21 protein-coding genes are annotated in these 24,782 nt (G+C 57.5%); 11 read left to right on the forward strand and 10 right to left on the reverse strand.

Annotated features, from left to right (window positions below; all coding sequences use genetic code 11):
* A partial coding sequence (locus GH656_RS13990) for a replication initiation protein (RefSeq protein ID WP_153076691.1) occupies window positions 1–1,359 on the forward strand: 1,359 nt, incomplete at its 5' end.
* A gap of 48 nt (window positions 1,360–1,407) precedes the next feature.
* Here GH656_RS13990 and GH656_RS13995 read toward each other — a convergent pair.
* Both GH656_RS13995 and parA read right to left on the reverse strand, forming a co-directional pair.
* Window positions 1,408–2,463: a ParB/RepB/Spo0J family partition protein gene (locus tag GH656_RS13995; protein ID WP_153076692.1), complete on the reverse strand. Its 1,056-nt coding sequence runs from the start codon at window positions 2,461–2,463 to the stop codon at window positions 1,408–1,410.
* Window positions 2,460–3,149 carry a ParA family partition ATPase gene (parA, locus tag GH656_RS14000; protein ID WP_153076693.1) on the reverse strand — a complete coding sequence of 230 codons (690 nt, stop codon included), beginning with the start codon at window positions 3,147–3,149 and terminating at the stop codon, window positions 2,460–2,462. The genes GH656_RS13995 and parA overlap by 4 nt, the downstream gene beginning before the upstream one ends.
* A gap of 338 nt (window positions 3,150–3,487) precedes the next feature.
* Between parA and arsC the strand changes: the two genes are divergently transcribed.
* Complete coding sequence (gene arsC / locus GH656_RS14005; RefSeq protein WP_153076694.1) at window positions 3,488–3,847, forward strand: arsenate reductase (glutaredoxin); 360 nt, start codon at window positions 3,488–3,490, stop codon at window positions 3,845–3,847.
* 163 nt (window positions 3,848–4,010) lie between these two features.
* Here arsC and GH656_RS17810 read toward each other — a convergent pair whose 3' ends face one another.
* Entirely contained in the window at window positions 4,011–4,181 is a 171-nt protein-coding gene (locus tag GH656_RS17810; protein WP_174769787.1) for a hypothetical protein, read from the reverse strand.
* Between the two features lie 515 nt (window positions 4,182–4,696).
* Between GH656_RS17810 and GH656_RS14010 the strand changes: the two genes are divergently transcribed.
* Entirely contained in the window at window positions 4,697–5,248 is a 552-nt protein-coding gene (locus tag GH656_RS14010) for an NADPH-dependent FMN reductase (RefSeq protein ID WP_153076695.1), read from the forward strand.
* A gap of 87 nt (window positions 5,249–5,335) precedes the next feature.
* On the opposite strand, the gene GH656_RS14015 is transcribed toward GH656_RS14010, so the two are convergent.
* Window positions 5,336–6,289, reverse strand: coding sequence for a hypothetical protein (locus GH656_RS14015; protein WP_153076696.1), 954 nt, complete (start codon window positions 6,287–6,289; stop codon window positions 5,336–5,338).
* A 213-nt stretch (window positions 6,290–6,502) separates the two neighbouring features.
* Window positions 6,503–8,752: a hybrid sensor histidine kinase/response regulator gene (locus GH656_RS14020; RefSeq protein ID WP_153076697.1), complete on the reverse strand. Its 2,250-nt coding sequence runs from the start codon at window positions 8,750–8,752 to the stop codon at window positions 6,503–6,505.
* A gap of 353 nt (window positions 8,753–9,105) precedes the next feature.
* Between GH656_RS14020 and hpnD the strand changes: the two genes are divergently transcribed.
* Genes hpnD through GH656_RS14040 form a run of 4 tightly spaced genes read left to right on the forward strand, consistent with a single transcriptional unit; the run spans window position 9,106 to window position 13,980 of the window.
* Window positions 9,106–9,954: a presqualene diphosphate synthase HpnD gene (gene hpnD / locus GH656_RS14025; protein WP_153076698.1), complete on the forward strand. Its 849-nt coding sequence runs from the start codon at window positions 9,106–9,108 to the stop codon at window positions 9,952–9,954.
* Window positions 9,954–11,225, forward strand: a complete 1,272-nt coding sequence (gene hpnE, locus GH656_RS14030; RefSeq protein WP_153076699.1) for a hydroxysqualene dehydroxylase HpnE — start codon at window positions 9,954–9,956, stop codon at window positions 11,223–11,225. Before hpnD ends, hpnE begins: the two co-directional genes overlap by 1 nt.
* Window positions 11,222–13,261, forward strand: a complete 2,040-nt coding sequence (shc, locus tag GH656_RS14035; protein WP_153076700.1) for a squalene--hopene cyclase — start codon at window positions 11,222–11,224, stop codon at window positions 13,259–13,261. Before hpnE ends, shc begins: the two co-directional genes overlap by 4 nt.
* Window positions 13,261–13,980, forward strand: coding sequence for a phosphorylase (locus GH656_RS14040; RefSeq protein ID WP_153076701.1), 720 nt, complete (start codon window positions 13,261–13,263; stop codon window positions 13,978–13,980). The genes shc and GH656_RS14040 overlap by 1 nt, the downstream gene beginning before the upstream one ends.
* A 69-nt stretch (window positions 13,981–14,049) precedes the next feature.
* On the opposite strand, the gene GH656_RS14045 is transcribed toward GH656_RS14040, so the two are convergent.
* The 3 genes from GH656_RS14045 to GH656_RS14055 form a co-directional block, all read right to left on the reverse strand.
* Window positions 14,050–14,892, reverse strand: coding sequence for a PA4780 family RIO1-like protein kinase (locus tag GH656_RS14045; RefSeq protein ID WP_153076702.1), 843 nt, complete (start codon window positions 14,890–14,892; stop codon window positions 14,050–14,052).
* A gap of 195 nt (window positions 14,893–15,087) precedes the next feature.
* Entirely contained in the window at window positions 15,088–16,791 is a 1,704-nt protein-coding gene (locus tag GH656_RS14050) for a S8 family serine peptidase (RefSeq protein ID WP_153076703.1), read from the reverse strand.
* Between the two features lie 89 nt (window positions 16,792–16,880).
* Entirely contained in the window at window positions 16,881–17,417 is a 537-nt protein-coding gene (locus GH656_RS14055; protein ID WP_153076704.1) for an inhibitor of vertebrate lysozyme family protein, read from the reverse strand.
* A 675-nt stretch (window positions 17,418–18,092) separates the two neighbouring features.
* Here GH656_RS14055 and GH656_RS14060 point away from each other — a divergent pair.
* The 3 genes from GH656_RS14060 (at window position 18,093) to GH656_RS18180 (ending at window position 20,420) form a co-directional block, all read left to right on the forward strand.
* Window positions 18,093–18,827: a CDP-diacylglycerol diphosphatase gene (locus GH656_RS14060; protein ID WP_153076705.1), complete on the forward strand. Its 735-nt coding sequence runs from the start codon at window positions 18,093–18,095 to the stop codon at window positions 18,825–18,827.
* Between the two features lie 273 nt (window positions 18,828–19,100).
* Window positions 19,101–19,262, forward strand: coding sequence for a hypothetical protein (locus GH656_RS14065; protein WP_153076706.1), 162 nt, complete (start codon window positions 19,101–19,103; stop codon window positions 19,260–19,262).
* Between the two features lie 114 nt (window positions 19,263–19,376).
* Window positions 19,377–20,420 (forward strand): methyl-accepting chemotaxis protein, encoded by a 1,044-nt coding sequence (locus tag GH656_RS18180; RefSeq protein ID WP_153076707.1) that lies wholly within the window; start codon window positions 19,377–19,379, stop codon window positions 20,418–20,420.
* 277 nt (window positions 20,421–20,697) lie between these two features.
* On the opposite strand, the gene egtD is transcribed toward GH656_RS18180, so the two are convergent.
* Both egtD and egtB read right to left on the reverse strand, forming a co-directional pair.
* Entirely contained in the window at window positions 20,698–21,663 is a 966-nt protein-coding gene (egtD, locus tag GH656_RS14075; RefSeq protein ID WP_153077330.1) for an L-histidine N(alpha)-methyltransferase, read from the reverse strand.
* Between the two features lie 145 nt (window positions 21,664–21,808).
* Entirely contained in the window at window positions 21,809–23,080 is a 1,272-nt protein-coding gene (gene egtB / locus GH656_RS14080; protein WP_153076708.1) for an ergothioneine biosynthesis protein EgtB, read from the reverse strand.
* A gap of 498 nt (window positions 23,081–23,578) precedes the next feature.
* Between egtB and GH656_RS14085 the strand changes: the two genes are divergently transcribed.
* Window positions 23,579–24,772 (forward strand): hypothetical protein, encoded by a 1,194-nt coding sequence (locus GH656_RS14085; protein WP_153076709.1) that lies wholly within the window; start codon window positions 23,579–23,581, stop codon window positions 24,770–24,772.
* The last annotated feature ends 10 nt before the right edge of the window (window positions 24,773–24,782 follow it).

Here is a 24,782-nt window from a genome sequence, read left to right on the forward strand (position 1 = left end):
ATGGCCACGAAGCGCGCGAAAAAGACTGATGTCGTGAGCCCCAGCTCAGCAGAATTGCGCAAAGCCGTCGAGGCAATCGCCATTCAGCCGAAAAGCGGCAAAATTACGCTGCTCACCCGCAAATTGTTCAATGTTCTGCTTGCTGTCGCCCAGCAGGCAGATGATTCTGGCGACACCTATCGTGCGTTATTGTCCGATATCGTCGCCAATTCAGCGTTTGATTCGAATGACACCGCGCTCGTCAAAGAGCATTTGCGCCGGATGGTGTCGGTGCAGGTCGAATGGAGTACGGGTACCTCAAGTCAGAAGCCGGGCCGGAAATGGGGTATTTCCACGCTGATCGCCGATGCGGAAATTCTGGAAGATCCGGCTACGCGGCGGGTCTGGGTTGAGTTTTCATTTGCTCCCAAAATCAAGAAAAAGCTGCTCGACCCGGTTCAGTACGCGCGCCTGAGCCTGCAGTTTCAAAGTCAGTTGCGTAGTAGCGCGGGCCTTGCGCTCTACGAAATCTGCGTGCGTTACCTGACAAATCCTAGCCACCTGACGATGCGCGAAGCGTGGGAGTGGTGGCGTCCTATCCTGTCCGGCACGCCTGATACGGAAGCGGGTGATGAAGTCAAACGCGAATATAAATATTTCAAGCGCGACTACCTGCGGCCAGCCATTGCCGAAGTCAATGCGGTGACGAACATCTTTGTCGAACTGATTGAGCATCGTGAAGGCCGGCGCGTGGCGGAGATCCAGTTTCGGGTGACCGAGCGCAAGCAGCCGATGCTCGCGCTCGACGAGCATCCCAACGTTTTTGATAGCACGCTGGTCGACCGCATGGTCAAGATCGGCATTCCATTAAAGGAAGCGCAGACGCTGTATGCCGATAGCGAAGAAAATCGCATTCGCGCGGCGTTGCAGATGACTGAGCAGCGGATGCGTAGCACGACGTTGCCAACGGTGCGCAGTGCTCCGGCGCTGTTCAAGGACGCATTGAAAAAGGGCTATGCACCGCCTGCCGAAGTAGAAGCACCGGCCGCGGGCACCAAACCTGCCGCTGCGATTGCGGCCGTGCCAACTGATGAGTTGAAGGCGCGGCTCCTGGGCGAATACGCGGTGTTTCGGCGCAAGGAAGCGCGGGCGCTTTACGAAGAGCAGGGAACGAGTGAGCAGGAGGTCGCGCGGCGGTCGTTTGAGGACGATGAGCTTCCTGACCTGGGCGCTCATATGCGGGACGACTGGCGCAAACGAGGGCTGGAATCGAAGCTGGCCGAAACGGCCTTTTTTGACTGGCTTGCCCGCAAAACCTGGGGCAGTCCGACAGATGGCGATTTGCTCGCGTTCACCTTGAGCCAGTCACGGGCGACATAAGCTTTTTCTTGCCGCCCGGGCCGGGCTTTAGTTATGGCGATTTCAACGTTATGTTGCGAGCAAGATTTGCTCGATTTGCCGCAAGATGTCGTCGCGTTTTTCCCGCGAAAGCCCCTTGAGTTTCAGTTCAATACGGTCATCGCCGTATGACTTCAGATCCCCTGCCGCTCTGCCCTCCAGCTTGATCTCCAGACGTTGCGCATAGCGTTGGCGACTGGATGGCTTGATGGTGCCCTGGGCGCTTGCCCTGCCTTTAACGATATCCGCGACCTGGCGTGTGCTGAGATCGTCCGACAAAATCTTGTTGATTAAACGCAATGTCGCGTCGGCACCTCGAACGGAATGGTAGCGGCCAACCTGATAAGCCATGTTCGAGCCGAAGCGGTCTGGCCGGGAAACCATCTCGTGCATAACAACTTCAGGAAGTTTGGCGATGGATAACGCAACCGCGATGGTGGATTCATCAAGATTAAGATGCTCTGCCAACTCTTTCTGGCTTTGAAAATGTTTTTCTTCCAGAAACATTTTCCACACGACCGCATTATCAAAGACCGTTTGTGAATCGCGCTGCACATTGAGGTCATAGCCCAATTTGTAGCTTTGTATTCCGATAGGCAGATCAATGACGATGGCCTTTACCCACTCTTTGTTGGCTTCCTTAAGAGCACGCACGCGCCGGCCACCATCGCTCACGTAGTAAGTGCCTGGGTTGTCGTAATCAGGAATCACATGAATGGCCTGTTGTTGGCCCTGCTTTGACAGGTTCACCGCCAGATCGGCAATAGATGATTTCAGATAAAAATGCCGTGGATTAAATGGACTGGCTTTGATGGACTTGAGTGCCAGTTCAATTATCTGTCCCGGTTGGTAGTGATGTTCCCGCCGCCATGCCCGGTAATGAGCCGATTCGTCGGTTATTTCTGTTTCTTCGGTTTTAGCTGCGGCTGACACGTTGGCCGTAGGTGAAGCGGCGGGTGCTACGGCGGCATTGCTTTTCTCAACGATCTCATCGATTGCGTTGAGACGATCAAGCGCGGTGCGTTTTTCGCTGCTGGTGGTATCGGGGCGTGGCTGAAAGCCTTTAGCGAATTGGGAGGGCTTCATTCAGGGTCCTTTATGCGCATAAATTCAGGGAGCAACGTGGCGATTTCTTCGGCACAGGCCCGAATTTCAAGACTAGCGAGTTTGGCTCCACGGTCGTTCATCTGCAGTACCGTTTGGCCGAGTGCCATGGCTTGCTTGTACGCCTCACGCGTAGGGATTTGCGTTTTAAGTAGTGGGAAGCCGAGTTCTTCCAGGGCGCGTTTCAATTCACGCGTGAGCATCCGCTTTTCTTCGGTTTTATTCAGCAGGAACACGGCACGTAGATCTTCGTTCATCACCTGTGCTTGCTGGATCAGTTTGACCAGACCGATGCTGGACCAATAATCCGCTGGCGACGATGAGGTGGGAATTACTGCGACCGATGCTGCGAGTAGCACGACGCCTGAGACTTTTTCGGTAATAGATGGGGGGCAATCGACGACGATGATGTCGTAGTCAGCGACGAATTTTTTGATCTCGCGGTGAATTTGTCCACCAGCTTCGGCGAGGTTGATGACCGGGAAAGGAATGCCCGACTCGCCTTCGGATGAAGCGCTGGCCCATTGCACGAGAGTGTTTTGGCCATCTGCGTCGACTACCAGAACGCGCTTTCCTTTTTCATGAAAGGCCGCGCCAAGATGCATGGCAATTGTGCTTTTTCCAACGCCGCCTTTTTGCTGAGTTACCGCAATAATTTCTGCTGACACTTTTCTCCCCTTAATTTCGGAATTTTTGAATTTTACGCCATCAACCCATATTTATAAATATTTTTAATAAATATATTGAGCGCTAGCCATTTGGCTAGGGTGGTTTATGCGCATAAAGACAGCACGCACGTCTCGTGCGGAGCTGATGGGGCATCAGATGCGGGAACGAACAAGTAACAAGTCAGGATGGACGGTGCTGGCGCTGTAACGGTGGTTGTTCATTCATATTTTGGCCGTCACTGCGGTGTTGACAGCATCTAGAGAACACGTTGTTATCCTTCGGCTCTCTTCGCCTCGCCACTTATTCAAACCACGTTAACTCTGTAATTTCAGGACCTATGATTACGATCTATCACAATCCACGATGCTCAAAATCCAGACAGGCGTATGAGCTAATCACGACAGTTTTCAATAAGGATAATGAGCCTGTTGAGGTTGTCGATTACCTTTCCACGCCATTAACCGTCCAGCAACTTCGAGAGATCAGGCAGATGTTGGGATGTCCTGTGCGAGAGATGATTCGAACTGATGAAGCGCCTTATACGGAACTACATCTGGATTATCTGGAGACAACCGATGACGCGCTTTTTCAGGCGATAGCGCAGCACCCTGTATTACTTCAACGTCCAATTGTCGTGCACGCTGGACGAGCCGTGATTGGGCGTCCAGCAGAAAATATAAAAATTCTTTTTGAATAAATAACTAATGGCGCTGCCTTGAATGAAGGTTATTGAAAAATAACGCTCGAATTCATGGCAGCAGTCGGCTCTCGTTAAAGCCATAAAAAAAGCGCTGAGATAACCTCAGCGCTTTCATCCATTTTCAGAAATCAGAATCATTCGGCCGGCAAAGGCTCCAGATCTAATAAGGTGTTTTTGTTCCGTGTGGCACCGGTTGATAACGCCATTTGCTGGCTTTCGAATCAATATGCTTAGCATCTTGCTTGCGTTGTTTCGCACGTGTCTCATCGGCAAGATCTAATTCGGCTTTTTTGTCGCGTGATGCTCGGTTTGAACCAGCTGGATAGTCCATATGTCCCCCTTTAATGTGATGTTTGTCTGGCATTTGTCCTGTTTAAGACCTGGATGAAACCCAGCTCGTTCATAAAAGAGTTGTAACGCTTATTGTGCGTCGTGCTTCTTGCTCCCATGGCTAGGCGTTTTCCTATGGTGTCTGAGGCGCTTGGCAGCATGCGGCCATCCAGCAGCCACCGGCCATCTGTTGCTTGCGAGTCCGCTAGCAGCAACAGGTACTACCGTTGCATCAATAACGCGGAGCAAAGCCTCTCGCCGCGTGTGCAATTTTTCGCTAGCTGAATAGCCGCTGAGCAAATGCCATCGCAGACAAACCCCTAGATACAGATCGGCTGATTCGAAACCGTGACAGACAGATGGCGACGGGTTTGGGCACACTTCATTGCCCCTAAAGCTAAAACTCCACCTCAAAAGTAAGACGATTTATGTTTGAATGGCGGCGCATGAGATTCATTACCTGGCCCGTGGGGTCACTCTTTTCGCGCCTGGCGCGTTTATCAAGGAACCGAAATCATGGCTTACAACATCGCCGTTATTGTGGGCTCCATTCGACAAGATTCGATTAATAAGCAGCTCGCTCGGGCTTTAACTTCGCTGGCACCAGCTGATTTTTCGTTTGATTTTGTCGAGATTGGCACCTTGCCGCTATATAGCCAGGATTACGATGCCAACTTTCCTGAGGTCGCGCGTCAGTTCAAGCAAAAAATAGAAGCAGCCAGTGGCCTGCTTTTTGTCACGCCCGAGTACAACCGTTCGATTCCCGGAGTGCTGAAAAATGCACTGGACTGGGGTTCACGCCCTTGGGGTAAAAATGCATGGGCAGGCAAACCGGGTGCGATCGCGGGCACCTCGCCGGGGGCGGTAGGCACGGCGCTGTCGCAGCAGCATCTGCGTAACGTGCTGGCTTATCTGGATGTTTCCACGCTGGCGCAGCCAGAAATGTTCATTAAACACAATGCTGCCCAGATTGATGATTCCGGCAATATCGTGAACGATGACACTCGGAAATTCCTGCAATCCTTCATGACCCGCTACGTGTCATGGGTCAAACAGCATGGCGTATGAATCAGCGTCAAGTCACTGACGCATGAAAAAAACGGTGCGTCTGGGCTTAACTCCAGACGCACCGTTTTGTTTGCACCACCCGCCCAGTTATCCGTTTGTGCGGTGAGTGCTTGCTCGTTCCCAGCCATGCCGAACCGCCGCTTTTACTTTCTCCCACGTCCCGCTGCCGGGCAACGTGTGTTCCCATTCCCGCTGAACGTGTGGCTCGACCTCATCCCATAGCTGGGCCTGGTACCGGTGATCCTGGGCGATGGTTGCGCCATAGCGATAGGCCGAAACGTAATCTTCGTAGCGTGCGCTTTCACCAGCATATTGCGTGTCGTAGTGACCGCGAAAATCTTCTTCGTATTCCAGAAATTCATCGGGGATCTGGCCGCTTTGCAGCGTCTCTTGAGTAGCTTCAACAGGAGCTTTTTCAGCTTGTGGCGGTGCTGGCTGAAACACCGCACCTAACCCGGCAACTGCCCCAGCTGCAATGGCCGTAGTGGTGGGCGCGGCGGCAGGAAGCTCATCAGGCGAAACGGGTGTTGCGGTGGAAGAAAAAGTCTCGTGTGCCGGCTCAGACACCGGCGCAACCCCAGACGCAGAAGCCACCGCGCCAGCGGATGGGCGTAGAAGCGCACCAATGCCAAGCTCGTCCAGTATCGAGTGTTCGCGTGCCGGATCGGGCCCGGGCTGGAGCACATCCCATTCCGGTGTGCGCTCGCCAATATCGGTCGCGCCAAGATGGGTGAGTGTGCTGCGGGCCAGATCGGTTTGCGCTTCGTTTGCGGTATCGACGTAGAGCAAAACCGCACCGCGCCGCACGGCTTCCATGTAACGCTGCGCTTCCGTCTGGCGCGGGCCTGCGGCAAACAGGCTGGCCAGAAAACGCTCGATATCCGCGAGCATGCCCGGGCGGTCGGCGGGCGCTTCGGCTGCGAGTCCGGCGCTGGTTTGCACGACGATATCGTCTGCGCCAAAGCCGGTCTGCAGCAACGCGGCCTGGGCGGTTTGCGCATGCGCGAGGGTATCGAACAGGCCAATTACGGTGTGTCGCATCGAAACCTCCAGGGGGTGCGTTGAGCATGCGGCAAGACGGCCAGCATCCGGTTATTTCATTTCATACAGCAGCGATATGCGTCTCTACAGCAATCAGCGTGCCAGCGCGGCCATGGTTTGTCAGCATAGGGTGTTCCATAGCGCATGCCGCATGTAGCCCGGATGCTTTTACAAAGCCGTGTAATTCATGCGCGATAAACCGTCACGTCTGTTTCATGCCCCATGGACGGTTCGATCCGGTTCGGGCACCTCCCGCTGGATCGACTGCAGCATTTGTTCGAGCAGTGCGATATCAAACGGTTTAGACAGCACTCGTACTCCGACATGACGTGCGCGTTCAATTTCTTCGGCGTAACCCGTGACCAGAATCACCGGCAGGCGGTTTTCGAGCGCCTGCATGGCTTCTGCCAGATCAATGCCGTTCATCGTGCCGGGCATATGAATATCGGAGATCACCAGATCGAAGGGTGCCGCTGCGCCAGATTCCTGGCATGCCGCAAAGCGCTGGAGCGCGAGATCGGCGTTGGCGATGACGCTGACCTGATGACCCATCATCTGGAGCAGCGCCTCTGTGCCGGCAGCCACTTCGTCGTTGTCTTCCACCAGCATGATGCGCAAGCCCCGTTGTGGCTGGCTGGCGGTAGTAACAGGAGGTGCTTGAGGCGCGATCTGAAGTTCTGCCGCGCGCGGCAGATACAAATGTACCGAGGTGCCTGCTCCGGTGGCGCTGTCGATAGCGGCCAGGCCACCGGAGCGTTCGCAAAAAGCGAAAACCTGCGGCAGGCCGAGCCCGGTTCCCATGCCTTTGGGCTTGGTGGTGAAGAGTGGCTCGAAGGCGCGTGCCAGCACGTCGGCAGGCATGCCGACACCCGTGTCTTCCAGTGCGATCAGGACGAACTCGCCGGTTAGCGGAAAACCATCTTCTTCGCGGAAATTCAGGTTGCTGGCGCGCACGGTAAAGCGTCCGCCGTGTGGCATCGCATCGCGTGCATTGATGGCAATGTTGATCAGCGCTAGTTCAAATTCGGCGACGTCGACCCGCATGGGCCAGACGTTAGCGCTGATGTTCATCACGAGCGAAATCTTGGCACCGAGTGAGGCTTGCAGCAGCTCACGATAGGCGGGCAGCCAGCGCTCGACGCTGACGGTCTCACTGCGCAACGGCTGCTTGCGTGCCACGCCTAGCAACTGCCGCGTCAGCGATTGGCCGCTTTTCAGCGCGCGCTCGATAGCGGACAGCTCGCGCTCCAGCCCAGGCACTGCACGACGCCGGACGATCTGGACGTTGGCTGAGACGATCATCAGCAGGTTATTGAAATCATGGGCGACGCTGCCCACCAGGTTGCCAAGCGCTTGCATCTTGCGCGACTGGCGATAGGCCGATTCAAGCGAGCGGCGCTTGGATGCTTCGGCTTGCCAACTTTCCCACGCCTGCCTTTCTGCCGCGAGGCGTTTGAGCGAAAGCCAGATCACGCACCACAGCACGATGGATGGCGTGAACATCGACAGCAGCAGCACACTCAGATGGCGATACCAGCCGTTCCAGATCGCCGCGGTGCGATAGCCGCTCGAAACGTACACCGGGTACGCGCCGACGCGGCGAAAAGCCAGAATCAGCGGGCTGCCATCCATGCTCGAACGCATCCGCACAATGCCTGCGCGCTGACCTTGTGCCAGCGCATGCGCAAATGGCGAGTTAGAAGCTGCCATCGTGGGTTGATCCGGGCGGGCTGGATAGTGCGCCAGGATGGCACCGTCTGTGCGCGTTAGCCCCATCGTCATCGGACCGTCGTTATCGCCCAGCAGCTCACGGTAAAACGCGCTGAAGTAATACGGCCGCAGTGCCACCGAGACCACGCCGGCAAATTGCCCATCTGCTGTGCGCCGGGCGACGCCGGTGTTGAACACTTTTTCGAGCGCGGCGGGGCCCATCATCACTTTTGAAATATGTTCGAGCACCTTGCCATCACGGATGCCGATGAAATCGTCACGCTCTGCGATGGAGCGTGGTGGCACCGGATAGCTCCGGCTACTGGCCAGCAGCGTCCCGGTGCGGCTGAAAATCGACAGCGCGGCGACTTGCGGATAGCCGCCGCCAATGGCGCGTAGTTTGTCGTGAATCGCTTCCTCATGCTGGCGGATGCCCGCGTCATCCAATCCCTGGGTGAGATCGATGATCCGGGCAACGAGCGCATCGTTCATGTCGAACACTTTGAGCGCGTGTTCTTCGGCTAGCCGCACGGTGCGCAGCGCAATGTCCGTAGCTTCTGCTTCGCGCGTACGCCAGTCGCTGTAAGCCATGGCCGCGACGTAGATGCAAGGCAGCACGATGGCCGCAACCAGCAAGGCGATCAGCGTAATGCGCCGGACCGCGAAGTTCTGTTCCGGCACCGCTGGATACGGTGACGTGTTCGGCCGTGAAGCCGGAGAAGGTGCCTCGGGAAGCCGATCTGGGAGCGTCATGACGGCAGCAGAAGGAAAAGTATGAGAGGAATCAGGGGGTAAAAATGAGATAGCCAGCAAGCATCATACGAGATGCCTGCCAGGAACTCGTTTGCGGGTGGGCCACAGGGGGTGTGGCGGCATCGGTAAAAAGCCAGCGAAAAACAGCGCGAAGGCAGGCCAGAACAGGCGAAAAGCCTCCTGGTCTGGCTTTCTGGACAGCGATATCTTGCAAAGGTTGTTATACTTTCGCCCGTCTCCACCGGCCCTTGGCCGGTGTATTTTTTTCCCGCGCGTGCTCCGCGCGCAGCCTGCCCTGCGGGTCGGCATGTTTTACGTGGCCGTTTCCAGCAAGCATCCCAGCGGAGATCGTCTTGGCCGTTACCCATGTTGTCGTAGACGACACTACTACCCACGCGGCTGCCGTTACATCCGGCAGCTCGTTTTATCTGGCGATGCGGATTTTGCCCGCGGCCCAGCGCGAGGCGATGTATCAGGTTTATGCGTTTTGCCGCGCGGTCGACGACATTGCCGATAGCACCTTGCCGCGTGCCGAACGCCAGGCACAGCTCGAACACTGGCGGGCCGATATCGACGCCTGCTATGCCGGTGTGCCCCCCGCCGCGTTACGCGCGCTAGCGCAGCAGATCCAGCGGTTTGCGCTGCAGCGGGCCGATTTCCACGCCATGATCGATGGCATGGCGATGGACGCCGCTGCTGATATCTGTGCGCCAGACGAAGCCACACTTGATCTCTATTGCGATCGCGTGGCCAGTGCCGCAGGCCGTCTATCGGTGAGGATATTCGGGATGCCAGAAGCGGCTGGCCTTGAGCTGTCGCATCACCTCGGCCGGGCGCTGCAACTTACCAACATCCTGCGTGATATCGACGAAGACGCCGGGATTCAACGCTGTTATCTCCCCCTCGAATTGCTCGAACGTGAAGGCATTTCTCCGGCTAGCCCCGCCATGATTGCCGCGCATCCGGCGTTGCCACGCGTCTGCGCGAGCCTGGTGGAGCGGGCGCGGCAGCATTTTGCTCACGCTGAGCGTGTGATGGATGCCGCCACGCGCGCTCAGGTGCGTGCGCCACGCATCATGTCCGGGGTTTACCGCTGCCTGCTTGAGCGCACCGTGCGGCGCGGTTTCGCCGCTCCCCGGACGAAACTCCGCAAGCCGCGCGCACGGCTGCTGTGGATCGTCGCTCGTTATATGTTTTTCTGATGTCAAAACTCGTTCATGTGATAGGCGCGGGCCTTGCCGGGCTCGCCGCAGCGGTTCAACTGCAACGCCGCGGCGCGCAGGTTGTGCTGCACGAAGCCGCGAATCAGGCCGGTGGCCGTTGCCGTTCTTACTACGACCGGGCGCTGGGCGCGACGATCGACAACGGCAATCATCTGGTGCTCTCAGGGAATCACGCGACGCTCAACTACGTCCGGGCGATTGGAGCGGCGGATCAACTCGTCGGCCCGGCGCAGCCGGAGTTCGCCTTTATGAATCTGGCGACGCAGGCGCGCTGGACCGTGCGCTTGTCGCCGGGCCGCTTGCCTGGATGGATTTTCGATCCGGGCGCGCGCGTGCCCGGCACCCGGGCTGCAGATTATCTGTCGCTGGCGCCGCTGTTGCTCGCGCGGCCGGGCCGCACGATGGCGCAAACCATGCGTTGCAATGGCGTGCTGTGGGACCACTTGTTGCGCCCGTTGTTTCTTGCGGTGCTGAATGTCGAGCCACGTGACGGCACGGCCCAGCTTGCCGCGGCGGTGCTGCGCGAAACCCTTGCGGCTGGTGGTGCCGCTTGCCGCCCGCTGGTGGCGCGCAATGGCTTGGGCAGTGCCTTTATTGATCCGGCGCTACGCCTGCTACAGCATGGCGGCACGTCGATCCGGCTGGGCTCGCGGCTTAAGCACATCGAATTCAGCGAAAGCGGGCCGCAGCGGGCCGAGGCGTTGAATTTCGCCGAGCAACGCATCGTGCTTGAGCCCGGTCAGGCCGTGGTGCTGGCTGTGCCACCCAACATCGCGCACATGCTGGTGCCAGGCATTCAGACGCCGCAGCGTTTTTCCTCGATTGTGAATTTGCATTTCGCGGTTGAACCGCCGCCAGGGCTCGCGCCGCTTACCGGTCTGGTGAATGCCACTGCCGAATGGTTGTTCGCTTTTGACGGCCGCCTCTCGGTGACGATCAGTGGCGCGGACCGTTTGCTGGAGACAGCGCGCGAGGATCTGGCGAGGCTAGTCTGGGCCGAAGTAGCGCAGGTCGCTGGCCTGGCGCTGGAGCCGCTGCCCGCCTGGCAGGTCGTGATAGAAAAACGCGCGACCTTTGCCGCGTTGCCGCAGGAAGAAATGCGCCGCCCCGCGGCACGTACCCGCTGGAGCAATTTAATGCTGGCTGGTGACTGGACGGCCACTGGCTTGCCCGCAACGATCGAAGGAGCAATCCGCTCAGGCCAGAAGGCTGCGGATTTGCTGCTGAATGAACCGATGGACTCTCGATGAATGATCTTTCTGTGGCGTGGCGCAATGAATTGCTGAGCGCGCCTGATACGGACCCGTTGGCCATGTCCGCCGCTGCCAGCGCACTCGCTGGCAGCGGCAGCACGGACAGCGCTACCCTGGAGCAGGCCATCGAGCGCGCGAGTGATGCGTTGCTCGCAGCACAGTCCGCTGATGGCCATTGGGTTTTCGAGCTTGAAGCCGACGCGACGATTCCATCTGAATACGTGCTGCTGGTTCACTATCTGGGCGAAGCTCCCAACCTCGAACTCGAACAGAAGATCGCGCGCTATCTGCGTCGCATTCAGCTGCCGGATGGCGGCTGGCCGTTGTTTGCTGAAGGCGCGATGGACGTGAGTGCCAGCGTCAAGGCTTATTTCGCACTCAAGATGATTGGCGACGCGCCTGATGCTCCGCACATGTGCCGGGCCCGTGAGGCGATTTTGCAAAGCGGTGGTGCGGAAGCCGTCAACGTTTTCACGCGAATCTTGCTGGCGCTGTATGGCGTGGTGTCGTGGTACGCGGTGCCGATGATGCCTGCCGAGATCATGCTGTTGCCCAAGTGGTTTCCGTTTCATCTATCGAAAGTGTCGTACTGGGCGCGAACCGTGATCGTGCCGCTGCTGGTGCTGCATGCCAAGCGTCCGGTCGCGCGTAATCCGCGTGGTGTGCGGCTCGATGAGCTGTTTCGCGGTGCGCCGGTGACCACGGGTTTGCTGCCGCGCGCGGCGCACCAGCATCAGGGCTGGTTCCGTTTCTTCGGTGCGGTGGATGGCACGCTGCGTCTGGTTGACGGCTTGTTTCCGGCGTACACGCGCGAGCGGGCGATCCAGGCCGCTCGCGCGTTCGTTGATGAACGGCTGAATGGCGAAGATGGCCTTGGCGCGATTTTTCCGGCGATGGCCAACGCGGTCATGATGTACGACGTGCTGGGGTATCCCGAAGATCATCCGCAGCGTGCCCAGGCCCGCCGCGCTATCGACCGTCTGCTGGTAATCAAGGATGACGAAGCATATTGCCAGCCTTGTCTTTCGCCGGTATGGGACACCTCGCTGGCAGCGCACGCGTTGCTTGAAACCGCGACGCCGCGCGCTGAACAAGCGGTGCAGCGCGGGCTGCAATGGCTACGCCCGCTCCAGGTGCTCGACGTGCGCGGCGACTGGATCTCGCGGCGGCCTGAGGTCCGGCCTGGCGGTTGGGCCTTCCAATACGCGAACCCGCACTACCCCGATGTGGATGACACGGCAGTCGTGGCGCTGGCGCTGCATCGTGCGGCTGTACTGAGCTCTTCTGAGATAGACCGTGAAGCGATTGCGCGCGCGCGCGAATGGGTCGTCGGGATGCAGAGCAGCGACGGTGGCTGGGGGGCCTTCGAGCCGGAAAATACCCAGTTTTATCTCAACAACATTCCGTTCTCGGATCATGGCGCGCTGCTTGATCCACCCACTGCGGATGTGTCGGGCCGCTGCCTGTCGATGCTGGCGCAACTCGGCGAGCAGCCCGCGACTAGCGAGCCTGCCCGGCGTGCGTTCGAGTATCTGCTCCGGGCTCAGGAAGCCGACGGTAGCTGGTATGGCCGCTGGGGCATGAATTACATCTATGGCACGTGGACGGCGCTGTGCGCGCTGAACAGCGCCGGGATGCCGCATGACGATGTGCGCATGCAGCGCGCGCTGCAATGGCTGCTGTCGATTCAGAACGAAGACGGCGGTTGGGGCGAAGATGGCGCGAGCTACAAACTCGACTATCGCGGTTATGAGCGCGCGCCGAGCACCGCTTCACAGACCGCTTGGGCGCTGCTGGGGCTGATGGCCGCCGGCGCGGTGAATCATCCCGCCGTGGCGCGCGGCATCGCGTATCTGACGCAGCAACAGCAGGCACATGGGTTGTGGGATGAAACCCGTTTTAGTGCGACCGGGTTTCCGCGTGTGTTTTATCTGCGCTATCACGGCTACAGCAAATTTTTCCCGCTCTGGGCGCTGGCGCGCTACCGCAACTTGAAGCGCGATGGTGCGGTGCGCGTGACGGTGGGCCTGTGATGACGCAAGCCAACGTCAAGCAATCCACCACGGCCGCGCTGCCGCTGATTGCCGTCACCGGGATGGCGTTCGAAGCGCAGATCGTGCGCGGCGAGGGCGTCGAAGTGGTGTATGGGGTTCAGGCTGGGGTGCTGAGGCAGGCTCTGGCCGAGGCGGTGGCCCGTGGCTGTAGCGGCATCATCAGTATTGGCACAGCAGGGGGGCTGTCACCTGAACTCGCACCGGGCGCGCTGCTGGTGGCGGATGCCGTGGAAGGCCCGTTAGGGCGTTACCCCACCGATCCAGCGTGGTCGGCGCGTTTGATGGCGGCGCTGATGGCGACGTCATTGGCCGGGAAGACTCAACGCGGCCTGCTGCTGGCCGCGATTGCGCCCTTGCTGAGCGCAGCGGATAAAACCTCGCTGCATCGGGTAACCGGCGCAGATGCGGTGGATATGGAGTCGTATATCGCGGCAGAGGTGGCTCAAGCGCATGGGCTGCCATTCGCGGCATGCCGGACGATTGTGGACCCAGCCTGGCGCACGTTGCCGAAAGCGGCGATGGCCGGTTTGCTGCCCGATGGCAGCACGGCTGTGCTGCCAGTGTTGCGGGAGCTATTGCGTGAGCCATCGCAGCTTGGGGCGCTGCTGCGTGTGGCTGCCGATGCGCGTGCCGCGCGTTCGACCCTGGTGCAGGCACGCCAGGTGCTGGCCGAAACGGGCGCGTTGTATTCAGTTTGATTGACTGGGCTGGGTTGAGTTGTGCCCAGCTCAACCCAGCGCAATGGCACGTAGTAGCGCTACGCCACGTTATTCCTGCAAACGGCGCAACCGCTCGTTTTCTTCCAGACGTGTTTCTTCGAGTTCGTGCAGCACGCTTTCCAGGTCGACTGGGGTGGTGTCTGCTTCGACCTGGCCCGTCAGTTCAGTTTCGACATGTAATGCACCGGCCTCGAAGCGCTGCCAGATTTCTTCGCCATAACGCGCGCTGAGAAGCTGCGGCGCGAACTGGCCAAAATAGCTCGCCAGGTTATCGACGTCACGTTTGAGCATCGCGGCGGCTTCGTTATTGCCCGCTGCATCCACTGCCTGAGGCAAGTCGATAATCACCGGGCCGTCTGCTGCCAGCAGGATGTTGTATTCCGACAGGTCGCCGTGAATCACTCCAGCGCACAGCATGCGCACCACCTGGTTGAGCAGCATCGCGTGGAGTTCCAGCGCGCGCGCTTCGGTCAGTGCGACATCGTTCAGGCGCGGTGCAACATCGCCGGCCTCATCGAGCACTAGCTCCATTAGCAGCACGCCATCCGTGCAGATATACGGCTGGGGTACCCGCACTCCCGCATTGGCGAGGCGGAACAACGCATCGACTTCCGCGTTCTGCCACAACTCTTCCTGCATCTGGCGGCCGTAGCGTGTGCCTTTTTGCAGCGCCCGTGCCTGGCGGCTGTTCTTGACCTTGCGTCCTTCCGTATAAGACGTTGCCTGGCGAAAGCTGCGCTGCTTCGCATCTTTGTAGACCTTCGCGCAACGTGTGGCGTCACCACTGCGCACGACATACACCGTCGCTTCCTTGCCACTCATCAACTGACCAATGACTTCGTCAATCAGGCCTTCTTCGAGCAAGGGGAGGAGCCGCTTTGGAACTTTCATGCTGGCGTCCTGAGGACGTCACAGGGTGACGGCAGTGAGGGGTGGGCAAACCGGTTGAACCACGGTTGTGGCGAGGCGCTGTGTGGTGCTGGCAGGCGGGCGGAAGAGAAGAGAGAGGGGATCGGGAGAAAAGTCATGCCGGATTATAAGGGCGCAGCGGCCAGTCAGGGGCCGCTGCGCGGGAGGCTGCTGCATCTACGATGCCGGGCGGCCCAGAACGCGAATCTGCCAGGACGTCACCACTGCATTGCCATCGGATGACGGGTCGAGCACGTCCATCACCTGAAGTTTCCAGATGCCCTTGGAGGCTTCATCGAGGAATGCATTGCTGGCAAGCAGATCAATCACGAAGCCGTCTGGTGCCGGCATCAGCAGCGTGAGTGCGGGCAGCACAATGCTGCGCGTGCCGGAAGGAGACACCAGTGCGACGCGTAGATTGCCGGGGATCTTGTGCGTGGTTTTAAGCCGGATTTGCACGGTGTCGCATCGCAGGTTGTCATCCAGCGAAATCGTCGAATAGCCGTCGCTCCCGCTGCGATACGGAATCGCCACGGGCTTGCTGATCGACGATTGCCATGCGCTAAAACGCGGTGCGGGTAAGGGGGCGAAATGCTGGGCGACAGTGACCGCGCGCGTCGCGTCGACCAGGCCGAAGCCGTACCAGTTGCTAAACGCGTGCCCCGCTGCGTTAGTGACCCAGCCGCTGTCCAGCGTGATGTTTTGCCAGCGAAGATCAGTGCGGTCGGGATCAATTTTTTTCGCCGTGCTCGCCAGGATGTATTTGATATCCCACCACGACAGCTTGGGGTTGACCTGCAGCATCAGCGCTGCCACGCCCGTTACGGTTGGGGTGGCGGCGGCTGTGCCATTGAAACGCGCGGTGTAGTTGCAGTGCGGGTCAATGGCCGAGTGGCTGCCATTGTCGAGTGCGTTGAAATGACTGTCGCTTTGATGCAAGCCTTGGTCACACCCCGGTGCATCGGCCGTCACGATGCCGGGCTCAAACGCGGCGGCTGGCAACTGCTGCACTTGAGCGGGCGTTTCGTTTTGCAGCCGGTATGCGCGTTGTGAGCCGGCTTCGCCGCCGAGCCCAGACACCCACAGCACTGAGCCTGTGCTTGAGTAAGAGCTTTTGCGGCCCAGCGCATTGACTGCCGCGACGGTCACGGATAACGGATTCGAGTTGACGAGATCAACGCCTGCCGAGACGCAACCGACACCAGAACCACGCGTGGTCTCAGCACACAGTGAGGGCGTCGTGTTGGGCCCGAGCGTCAGAAATGAATTGCCTGACGCCTTGAACATCAAGGTCTGCTCAGGATTGCTCAGTTGAGCGTCGTCGTGCCGGATCTGGGTGAGCGAATACGGCAAAAAGAGCGGTGCTTGATCGTCCGTGCGGCGGTTAACCAGACGTGGCGCGGGCGTGTTGGAGGGAACGTTGGCGGACAGGTCAAGGATTTTGGCATCGGGCGCGATACCCCGGCCGCCTTTCCCGTTGCCCGCCGTGGCCGCGATGATGGCCGCCACCGCCGTAGCGTGCATGGTGACGGCGGGCTGGGATGAGGTGTTGTGCTCATGCGGCAGCACCATGTTGTTCACCAGGTCTTCGTGGTCTGCATCTGCCATGCCCTGATCCAGCAGACCGACGGTGACGCCTTTGCCGGTGATGCCCTGTTCGAACAGCGTGCCCATGTTCAGATCGACTCCCGGCACTGGCCGGACATCGCTGAATACCGCTTGGCCGGTGTTCTTCAGATGCCATTGATATTTGACTAGAGGATCGTTCTCCGGCTTGGGTTTGCCGGTCACCTTTGAGCAGCCCGTCAGGCTGGCGAGCGACGCAAGCCCTATGCCAAGGGCGCAGAGCATGAAGCGTGGGCGAGCTGTTTGGGTGGTCATGTTGATGGTGCTTTCAAGCAGGCAGGCAGATAAGCCGATGAAGGAGCAGGGGGTAATGCTGGCCGGCAGCGTACTGCCGGCCAGGGAAATTACTTCCAGTCTGGATCTGTTTTGAGCTGATCTGTCAGATAGGTTTTGAGGGCGGCGTCCGGCTTGCCAAACCAGCGATAAGTAGCGAACTTGCTGGGCGTGCTAACGGCGTCGGGCGTGTCTTTGACGGTAACTTGCAGGCCCCATGCCTGGCGCTTGTCTTCGCTGAACAGTCCGAGAAAGCGGTTATTGCCGCAGTCGTGTTGCTTGCACATCGAACCACTGATGTAGGTGGCGTTTCCAATCCTGGCGGTCGAATAAGGCGAGCTTGTGGCATTGCGCGCTTTGCTGATCCAGCTCGGTACGCGCTTCTCATTCTTCAGCATGGCTTTCCAGGCAGCCTGATAGGGCTTTTGTTCGGGCAGTTCGCTGAATACGGCGGGCGTGGCGCTCGCGGCGGCTGTCGTTGGTGCGGCGCTAGCCGGAAGTGCGCAGGCTCCCGCGACGATAGCGAAACCGAGGGCGACCCGGTGAAGCGTTTTGAATGTCCGGCCTGGCAAAGTAGTGAGGCCGGTGAGGCGCTTGGATAGTGTCATGGCGTTGTTGCTCCAGTAACGGGTTAATCAAGGTAGTTAGGTTAAGTCTTGCTGCGGCACTGTTGTGTGCTGTTGCACCGGGCGAAACCGGGGCGGCGGTGCCGAAGCGCGGCAAAACTAGCATGGCGTGTCTAGATAGCATCCCAAATTAGGCGTTTGATCTGGAGCAGGCCCATGCACCGAAGCTGAGGGAGGTGATGCCTGCGTCCAGCGAGTCTCGATATGCCTGATGCGTTGATGAGTCGGGCGGTGTTTTCTGCTGAATCGCTTCCTGAAGCAAACATTTTTGGGGCGCTTTATTGCTTTGGGTGCTGTCTTGGTAACGGACGTGTCTGGCTCGTTCCCATTGGCGTGTAAAAGCCTGAGTGGCACGGAGAGTGTCTGGCGTTTTAGCGCGATATCGGCTAATCCATCGTGGATTTTCACAATCTCGCGCTTGTGCTCGGCTTTGGGCTCGCTGTTGTTCGCTGCCTTTGAGGTGAAACCGGTAGTTAATAAAGTGGTTTGCCTGCCTAAAATAACTTGACCATTGCAGATGAGTTGAGAAATTCACTACAGCTCTGCAAGGTGAAAGTTGCTGGAGGTTTTTCTCTATAAATAATTCAACAAATGATTGCGCAGCCAATTTTTGAGATTTATTATTGGCCTTTATTTGAATTAATAAAGGGAGATTAAATGAGGGTATTAAAATATATGGCTTTGGCTTTTATATTTATCGGTCTGAATGCATGTGCGGCAGACCGGAATATTCTGTGGAATAAAATACATCTGCAATGCGTGCAAAATTATCTTGATAAAGATGTTTATGCGCCATGCGCCCTTGTTGATCTCGATAAAAATTACACGATATATAAGGTGGATGGTGAGAAATATCCTTATTTGCTTTTGCCGGTTCAAAAAATTAGCGGTATAGAAGATGCCCAGTTGCTAAGTAGCGGGGCATTAAATTATTTTTATCTGGCGTGGCAATCCCGGACATTTTTAACTTCGGCATTAGAGCGTTCGCTGGCGGAGCGCAATATATCATTGGCCATTAATGCAGCCAATGCGCGTTCGCAAGATCAGTTGCATATTCATATTTCATGTCTTTCCCAGGAGGTGGGGGCAGTGCTGGCTCGGGTCAATTTTGATGAGGCTGATAGCGAATGGCGGGCCTTGCCTGAAAAAATTAATGGCCATATTTATTATTCTAAAAAAATCAATATGGATGAGCTAAGAAATGAAAATTTATTTCAGGTGATTAATAGCAAGGTTGTGGCCGATGGTACACAAATGGCATATACCGGTGCAGCATTGGTCAACGTCGGCATCAACAAATTTGTTGTTCTTGTTGCTTCCGGTACGGCCGAGCAAGGCATATCGGCAGAGGAAATTCAGGACCCCCAGTGCAAGATTGCCAGCGGGCTGTGAATAATTGCAGGCCTAGTCACGCTAAAGGGATTTTTCAACCCGTACTGTCTTGGTTTAGTGAGGTGGCTGCGGGCATTTATTCTGAATTTTATTTCGAATATTTCTGCTTCCCAGCTATAAAAATTAAAGCGTCTCGCTTAAGAAGCTGGTGCGAAATTAGTTGGGCAAAGTCTTAAGGCGCATACAGCAAATCAAGGCGCGAACTAACGGCATAAAGGCTTCGTGGATATGAGTAAAACGTTCGCGCCAGCTTTCAGGTGACGATTAAGCAGAATGAGTCCCGAATCCTCGCTGCATCTGCATCTGCATCTGCATCTGCATCTGCATCTGCATCTCCAGCCGGCCGCGCCCGCGCACCACGCTAGCGCACCTCCGGCGCAGCGTGCCATTGCCACGCACCGGCGCACCACACCCGCGCCGCATTTTTGTGCATAAGAAAGCTCAATCTAGCCGGGCCCAGCTTTTGCTTGATAACATCCGCGATCCAGCCCCGATTGATTCCACGCGCCGTCTTTGGCGCGATCTGCAATACCGACCCGTGAGCCCCTCATGTCCAACCCGAAAGAAATTGTCGACCTCGCTCATCAGGTCAAACGCCTGACCACCGGCAAGATCGCGGATATCAATGACATCAACCGGGAGACCACTTTTCTGGCGCTCAACGCGTTGATCGAGGCTGCTCGCGCAGGGGATGCGGGCAAGGGCTTTGCGGTGGTGGCTAACCAGGTCAAGCAGGTCGCAGCGCGTATCTCGGACGTCACCACCTCGCTGAACCGTGAACTGGCGGGTGCAATGACCCGGCTTACCGATCTGGGCGACCAGATGATGGTTCACCTGCACTCACTGGATGGCCAGCGTTGTGCTGATCTGGCGTTGAACATGATTGATGTGATTGACCGCAACCTGTACGAGCGTTCGTGCGATGTGCGCTGGTGGGCCACGGATTCAGCGATGGTCGATTGCCTGACGCATGCCTCCGCTGCCGCGAGCGCGCATGCTGCCCAGCGTCTGGCAGTGATTCTCGAAAGCTATACCGTCTACCGCGATATCTGGATTGTTGATGCTGCGGGCACGATTGTGGCGAATGGCCGTGGTGGGCGTTATCCCGTAGCGGGCACGAATGTGGCGGACGCGCCGTGGTTTCGTCAGGCGCTGAAAACGTCTAGTAGTGCGGCTTATGTCGCCAGCGATGTGACGGCATTGCCGCTGCTGGAGCGCGCGCACGTGGCGATTTACGGCACCGCGATCCGGCGTGATGCGAGCGCGAATGGTGAGCCGTTGGGGGCGTTGCTGATTTTTTTCGACTGGGCACCTCAGGCTTCGAACGTGGTGAAAAACGTGCGGCTCTCAGAAGAGGAATGGCAGCGCACGCGTTGCCTGATCGTGGATGCCAAACACCGGGTGCTGGCTAGCTCGGATGGTCAGGGCTTGTTGCAGGAAACTTGCCGCTTGAGCACCGGAGGCCAGCGCAGCGGCGCTTATCGTGATGCTCAGGGTGCGTTGATCGCTTTCGCCGCGACGCCAGGTTACGAAACCTATCAAGGGCTAGGCTGGTACGGCGTGATCGTGCAGCAGCCAGCCGTGGGCCGTTAACTCGGCTGGAAACAGCGGCTGGAAACAGCGGCTGGAAACGCGGCTGGAAACGCGGCTGGAGCAACACCGGCTCTTGCGCAGCAGTGCGGTGCGTCTTCCCGTTGACGCCGCCGCTGCGTAAAACCGAGGGGGAAATTTCTAAAAACCTTGGGGGGAACGCCGCCTCAAGATCCGCAGCGAAGCGCAATCCGCTGTGCCGGTGAATCCAGCCCCAGCCCCAGCCCAGCCCATTGGCCATATGGGCTCACCGCTGAACCATCGCCCGCTGCGTGGCTATTTACCCACCCGGTGCTTCCAGCCAATGCACGCTAAATAGCTTCGCCTCATCGGTCCACACCGGCCCAGGGCGGAATCCGGCCGCGAGGGCCATGGCCCGAAACCCGTCAAGCGTGAACTTGTATGAATTCTCGGTATGCAGGGTTTCGCCTTCCGCGAACGAGAACACATGGCCTGCTAGCTGCACCGACTGCGCGCACTGGCTAACCAGATGCATTTCCACGCGCCGCAGCAGCGGCTGATAAAACGCGTAATGCGCGAACTGGTTGAGATCGAAGTCTGCTGCCAGCTCCCGGTTCATCCGGCGAAGCAAGTTGAGGTTGAACTGCGCGGTGATTCCTTGCGCATCGTTGTACGCCGCGTGCAAAAGCGCGGGGTCTTTCACCAGATCAACGCCCACCAGCAAGCCTCCCCCCGCGAGCCAGCCTGCCGCGCGGCGCAAGAAGGTATGTGCTTGCGCCGGGCTGAAATTGCCAATCGTCGAACCCGGGAAAAAGCCCACGCGCCGGCCGCTGGCTGCGCGCACGGGTGGCAGCGTCAGGTGTGCCAGGTAGTCGGCTGCAACAGGCTCTACTTCCAGTTGCGGGTAATCCGCGCGCAAGCGCTCGGCCGCCGCCGCGAGATGGCCTGCGGAAATATCGAGTGGAAAGTAGCGCCGGGGTGCGGTGCCGGGTGCAAAGGCATCCAGCAGCAGCCGAACCTTGGTGAGCGAGCCCGCACCAAATTCAACCAGCTCCGCATCCGGGCCGATCTGCTGTGCCATGGCCGCACCGTAGCGGGTCAGCAGATTCAGCTCAGTGCGCGTCGGATAGTACTCAGGCAAGTCGCAGATGCGGTCGAACAGCGCCGAACCCGCCGCGTCATAGAAATATTTGGGCGGCACACTGCGTGGCGTTGCCCCGAGACCCGCGAGCACGTCTTCAGCAAAGGTTGTGCTGGCCGCTATTTGCGCGTGCGGCCTGAGCATCACGACTGCCGAGTCAGTGGCCCCGGCGAGCAGGGTGGCGGCCGATGTTTTGAGCGACGCTGTGTTCGTTGCCGCAGTGGCATCCGCTGTATCGGTGGCATCCGCGGCATCTGTCAGAGCGGCGGAGCGGGTCTGATGGCGTAAATCAGAGGTCTTTGGCAAGGCGTACTCCCGAGAATTGCCAGCGCGCAGGCGGTGGGAAGAAGTTGCGGTAGCTCGGACGTGTGTGGCCTGCGGGCGTGGCGAGGCTGCCACCGCGCAAGACCCGCTGCCCGACCATGAACTTGCCGTTGTATTCGGCAGCCACCCCGGGTAACGGCGCAAACCCCGGGTAGGGATCGTAGGAAGAACGGGTCCATTGCCACACGTGTCCCGTCAATTGCTGCATGCCGGGCAGGCGTGCGCCTGCTTCCCATTCGAACTCGGTAGGCAGGCGGGCACCCGCCCAGGCAGCGTAGGCCGCTGCCTCATAAAAACTGATGTGGGTAACGGGAGCATCGGCATCGAATGGCATCACGCCGCCGATGCCGAAAACCTGCCAGCCTGACAGCCCCGGCCGTTCGAGGCCTGCGAGCGTGAGCCGTGGATCATCGGCTTCGAGCCAGTAGGCTGGGGCGCGCCAGCCCTGCGCCTGGACCATGGCCCAGCCATCCGAGAGCCAGAATTCGCTGCGCTGATAGCCACCGTCAGCGATAAAGCGCGCGTATTCCCCGCACGTCACCAGTTGTCTGGCCAGCGCAAAGGGCTGCAATAGCACCGGATGCGCGGGTGCCTCGTTATCGAACGCGAAGCGGGTGCCGCTGTGGCCGATTTCGACGATGCCGCCGGGATGGCTGAGCCAGTCTGTGGTGCGTGATGCAGGCGCGGCCTCGTGGCAGGCCACGGGCGCGAGTGCGAGCGCCGACGGCGCAGGCTGGTAAGCGGGCAGCAGCGGATTGCACCAGAACGCGTGAAGAATGTCGGTCACCAGCAATTCCTGGTGCTGCTCCTCGTGCGCCAGGCCAAGCACCAGCACTGGCGTGAGCGTGGCGCACAGCGCGTCATCGGCGGTTTCGAGCAACGCCTGTAGCGCTTGATCGACATGCTGCCGATAGGCGTTGACCTCGGCGACTGACGGGCGCGACAGCAGCCCGCGTTCCGCACGGGTATGGCGCGGCCCGAGCGCCTCGTAATAGGAATTGAACAGGTACTGGAACGCGCGATTGAACGGCGTGTAGCCAGGCACATAAACACACAGCAGCAATGTTTCGAAAAACCAGGTGGTGTGTGCCAGATGCCACTTGGTGGGACTGGCATCGGGCATCGACTGAATGCACTGATCTTCGGCTGAGAGTGTGGCGGCAAGTGCGACGCTACGGCGGCGCACGGCCTGCAGACGCTGAAGTAGAACGGCGGGGGACGGCTCTGTATGGCTCATTAGGCTGGTTGTGGAACAAGCATTAATGGGGCTGACGAGCGGTGACGGAGTGCTTTGACCGCATGTGCGCCGATGCGGCGCAACGTGTGCCAGCGACGGAAACGGCGGGTCCTGCTGGTTATTTCTGGTTATTGCTGGGTATGACGAAACAGCAGGCAGATCACGTTTTGGACGGCGGGGCAGTAGCAGGGACTGCCGGTGAGGTGCCCTGGCGGGCGGGGCGATGCTTGGGCATTCTACTCTGGCGTGGCGGAGGGCCGCTGCGATGGTCACGTGGGCCAGTTCAACCGAAGGGGCTGTTCTGCATCTGTGTTCGATATCTGGTTAACCCGAAGTTTTCTTGCGCGATTTTGGAACGGACTTGTCAGTCAGGTTACTGAGTGGGATCAGTAGACGGCACTGAAGAACGAACAGCGTATTTAATTAAATGCCGGTGTAATTGCCTGTTTTCTATCCCATGGTGGGAAGCGGGGAGTTGATTATTTGGGGGATAAAGTAATGAATATTAGTGCAGCACCAATGGTTGGTGGCGAGAAGAAAGTTGAAAATGATGTTGAGAGTAAAGATTTTTCTAGTCGATTTAGTCTTGAAAAATCCGGAGACGGTAAGGCTGTGTATGTTAGTAAATCTGCACTCGAGCAGAAAAATTTGGTTGGTATTTTGTTAAAGACGGGGCGCGATTCGACTGTAGACGATAAATTTTTTGAGCCATGCGCTGTTGAGTTAAGCAATTTACCTGTCAGCGATTTTGCGAATGCTGTGAACTTGGCTGACAAAATTGAAGATCTGCTAAAAAAAGAAAATGTTGAAATTAAAGATTTATTGGCGCTTTGTGACGATAACTTTATTTGTAAGTTACCAGCATTAAAAAATAACTCTAATGAGAAAGGGGTGTGGGGTTTTTTGTTTTCTGTAAAAAAATTGTTTGGCGGAGAGAATTCTGCACAGAAACAAGCTCGAAAAATTGAAGAGGCGCACAATTTGGAGGTGTTGACACAATCTCTTGGCAACGTAGAGCAGATTTTTACAAAATGCTGTATTCGGGTAGAGAATGAAAAGGAGAAAGTCATTTCTGCCGCAGATATCAAAGGTTTCGGATTGTGCGGCGAGCAAGAGAAAAAATTGCTTGATTTGGTTTTTTTATACTATTTCGATCTCGTTCAGCGGAGTAAAAATGATTTTGTTGGTAAATCGTATATAAAAATCGATTTTATTAATGAAGAGATTGCGGAAAAGAATAATATTTTTTCGAGGAGCTATTATAAAGATGTGTTGCGTGAGGTAGAAAATATTGTATCTGGATGTCAAAAAAACTGGGCTGGAGAAACGTTATATGAATATTATCTAAAGCGTCATTCGATAGTGGTTTCTTCTAAATTCAAAGAGCTGGATGCGTATATGCAGCGCTATGACAGCTCTGATCCATGGGCAGATATTCAAGCATTAAAAATTCAGATTAAAAATATTAAATTCAATCTGGATAAAATGCAGTATGGTCATGTGGTAACGAGTACCCATAAAGGGAAAATCCGGTCTGAAATGAAACAATATCAGGCTTCTGCTAAGCAAAATCCTGCTATGAAAAATTTATTGCAGTTTATGTTGCTGGCGATTTATCTGAAAACTTTGAAAATCAGGGATTCGGTTACTTCTGATGACTTGATCGGGCTTTATCGGGATTTCCAAGTCTGACGGATGCTGT

The organism is Paraburkholderia bonniea, from assembly GCF_009455625.1.
In the GTDB taxonomy this organism is placed as follows: domain Bacteria; phylum Pseudomonadota; class Gammaproteobacteria; order Burkholderiales; family Burkholderiaceae; genus Paraburkholderia; species Paraburkholderia bonniea.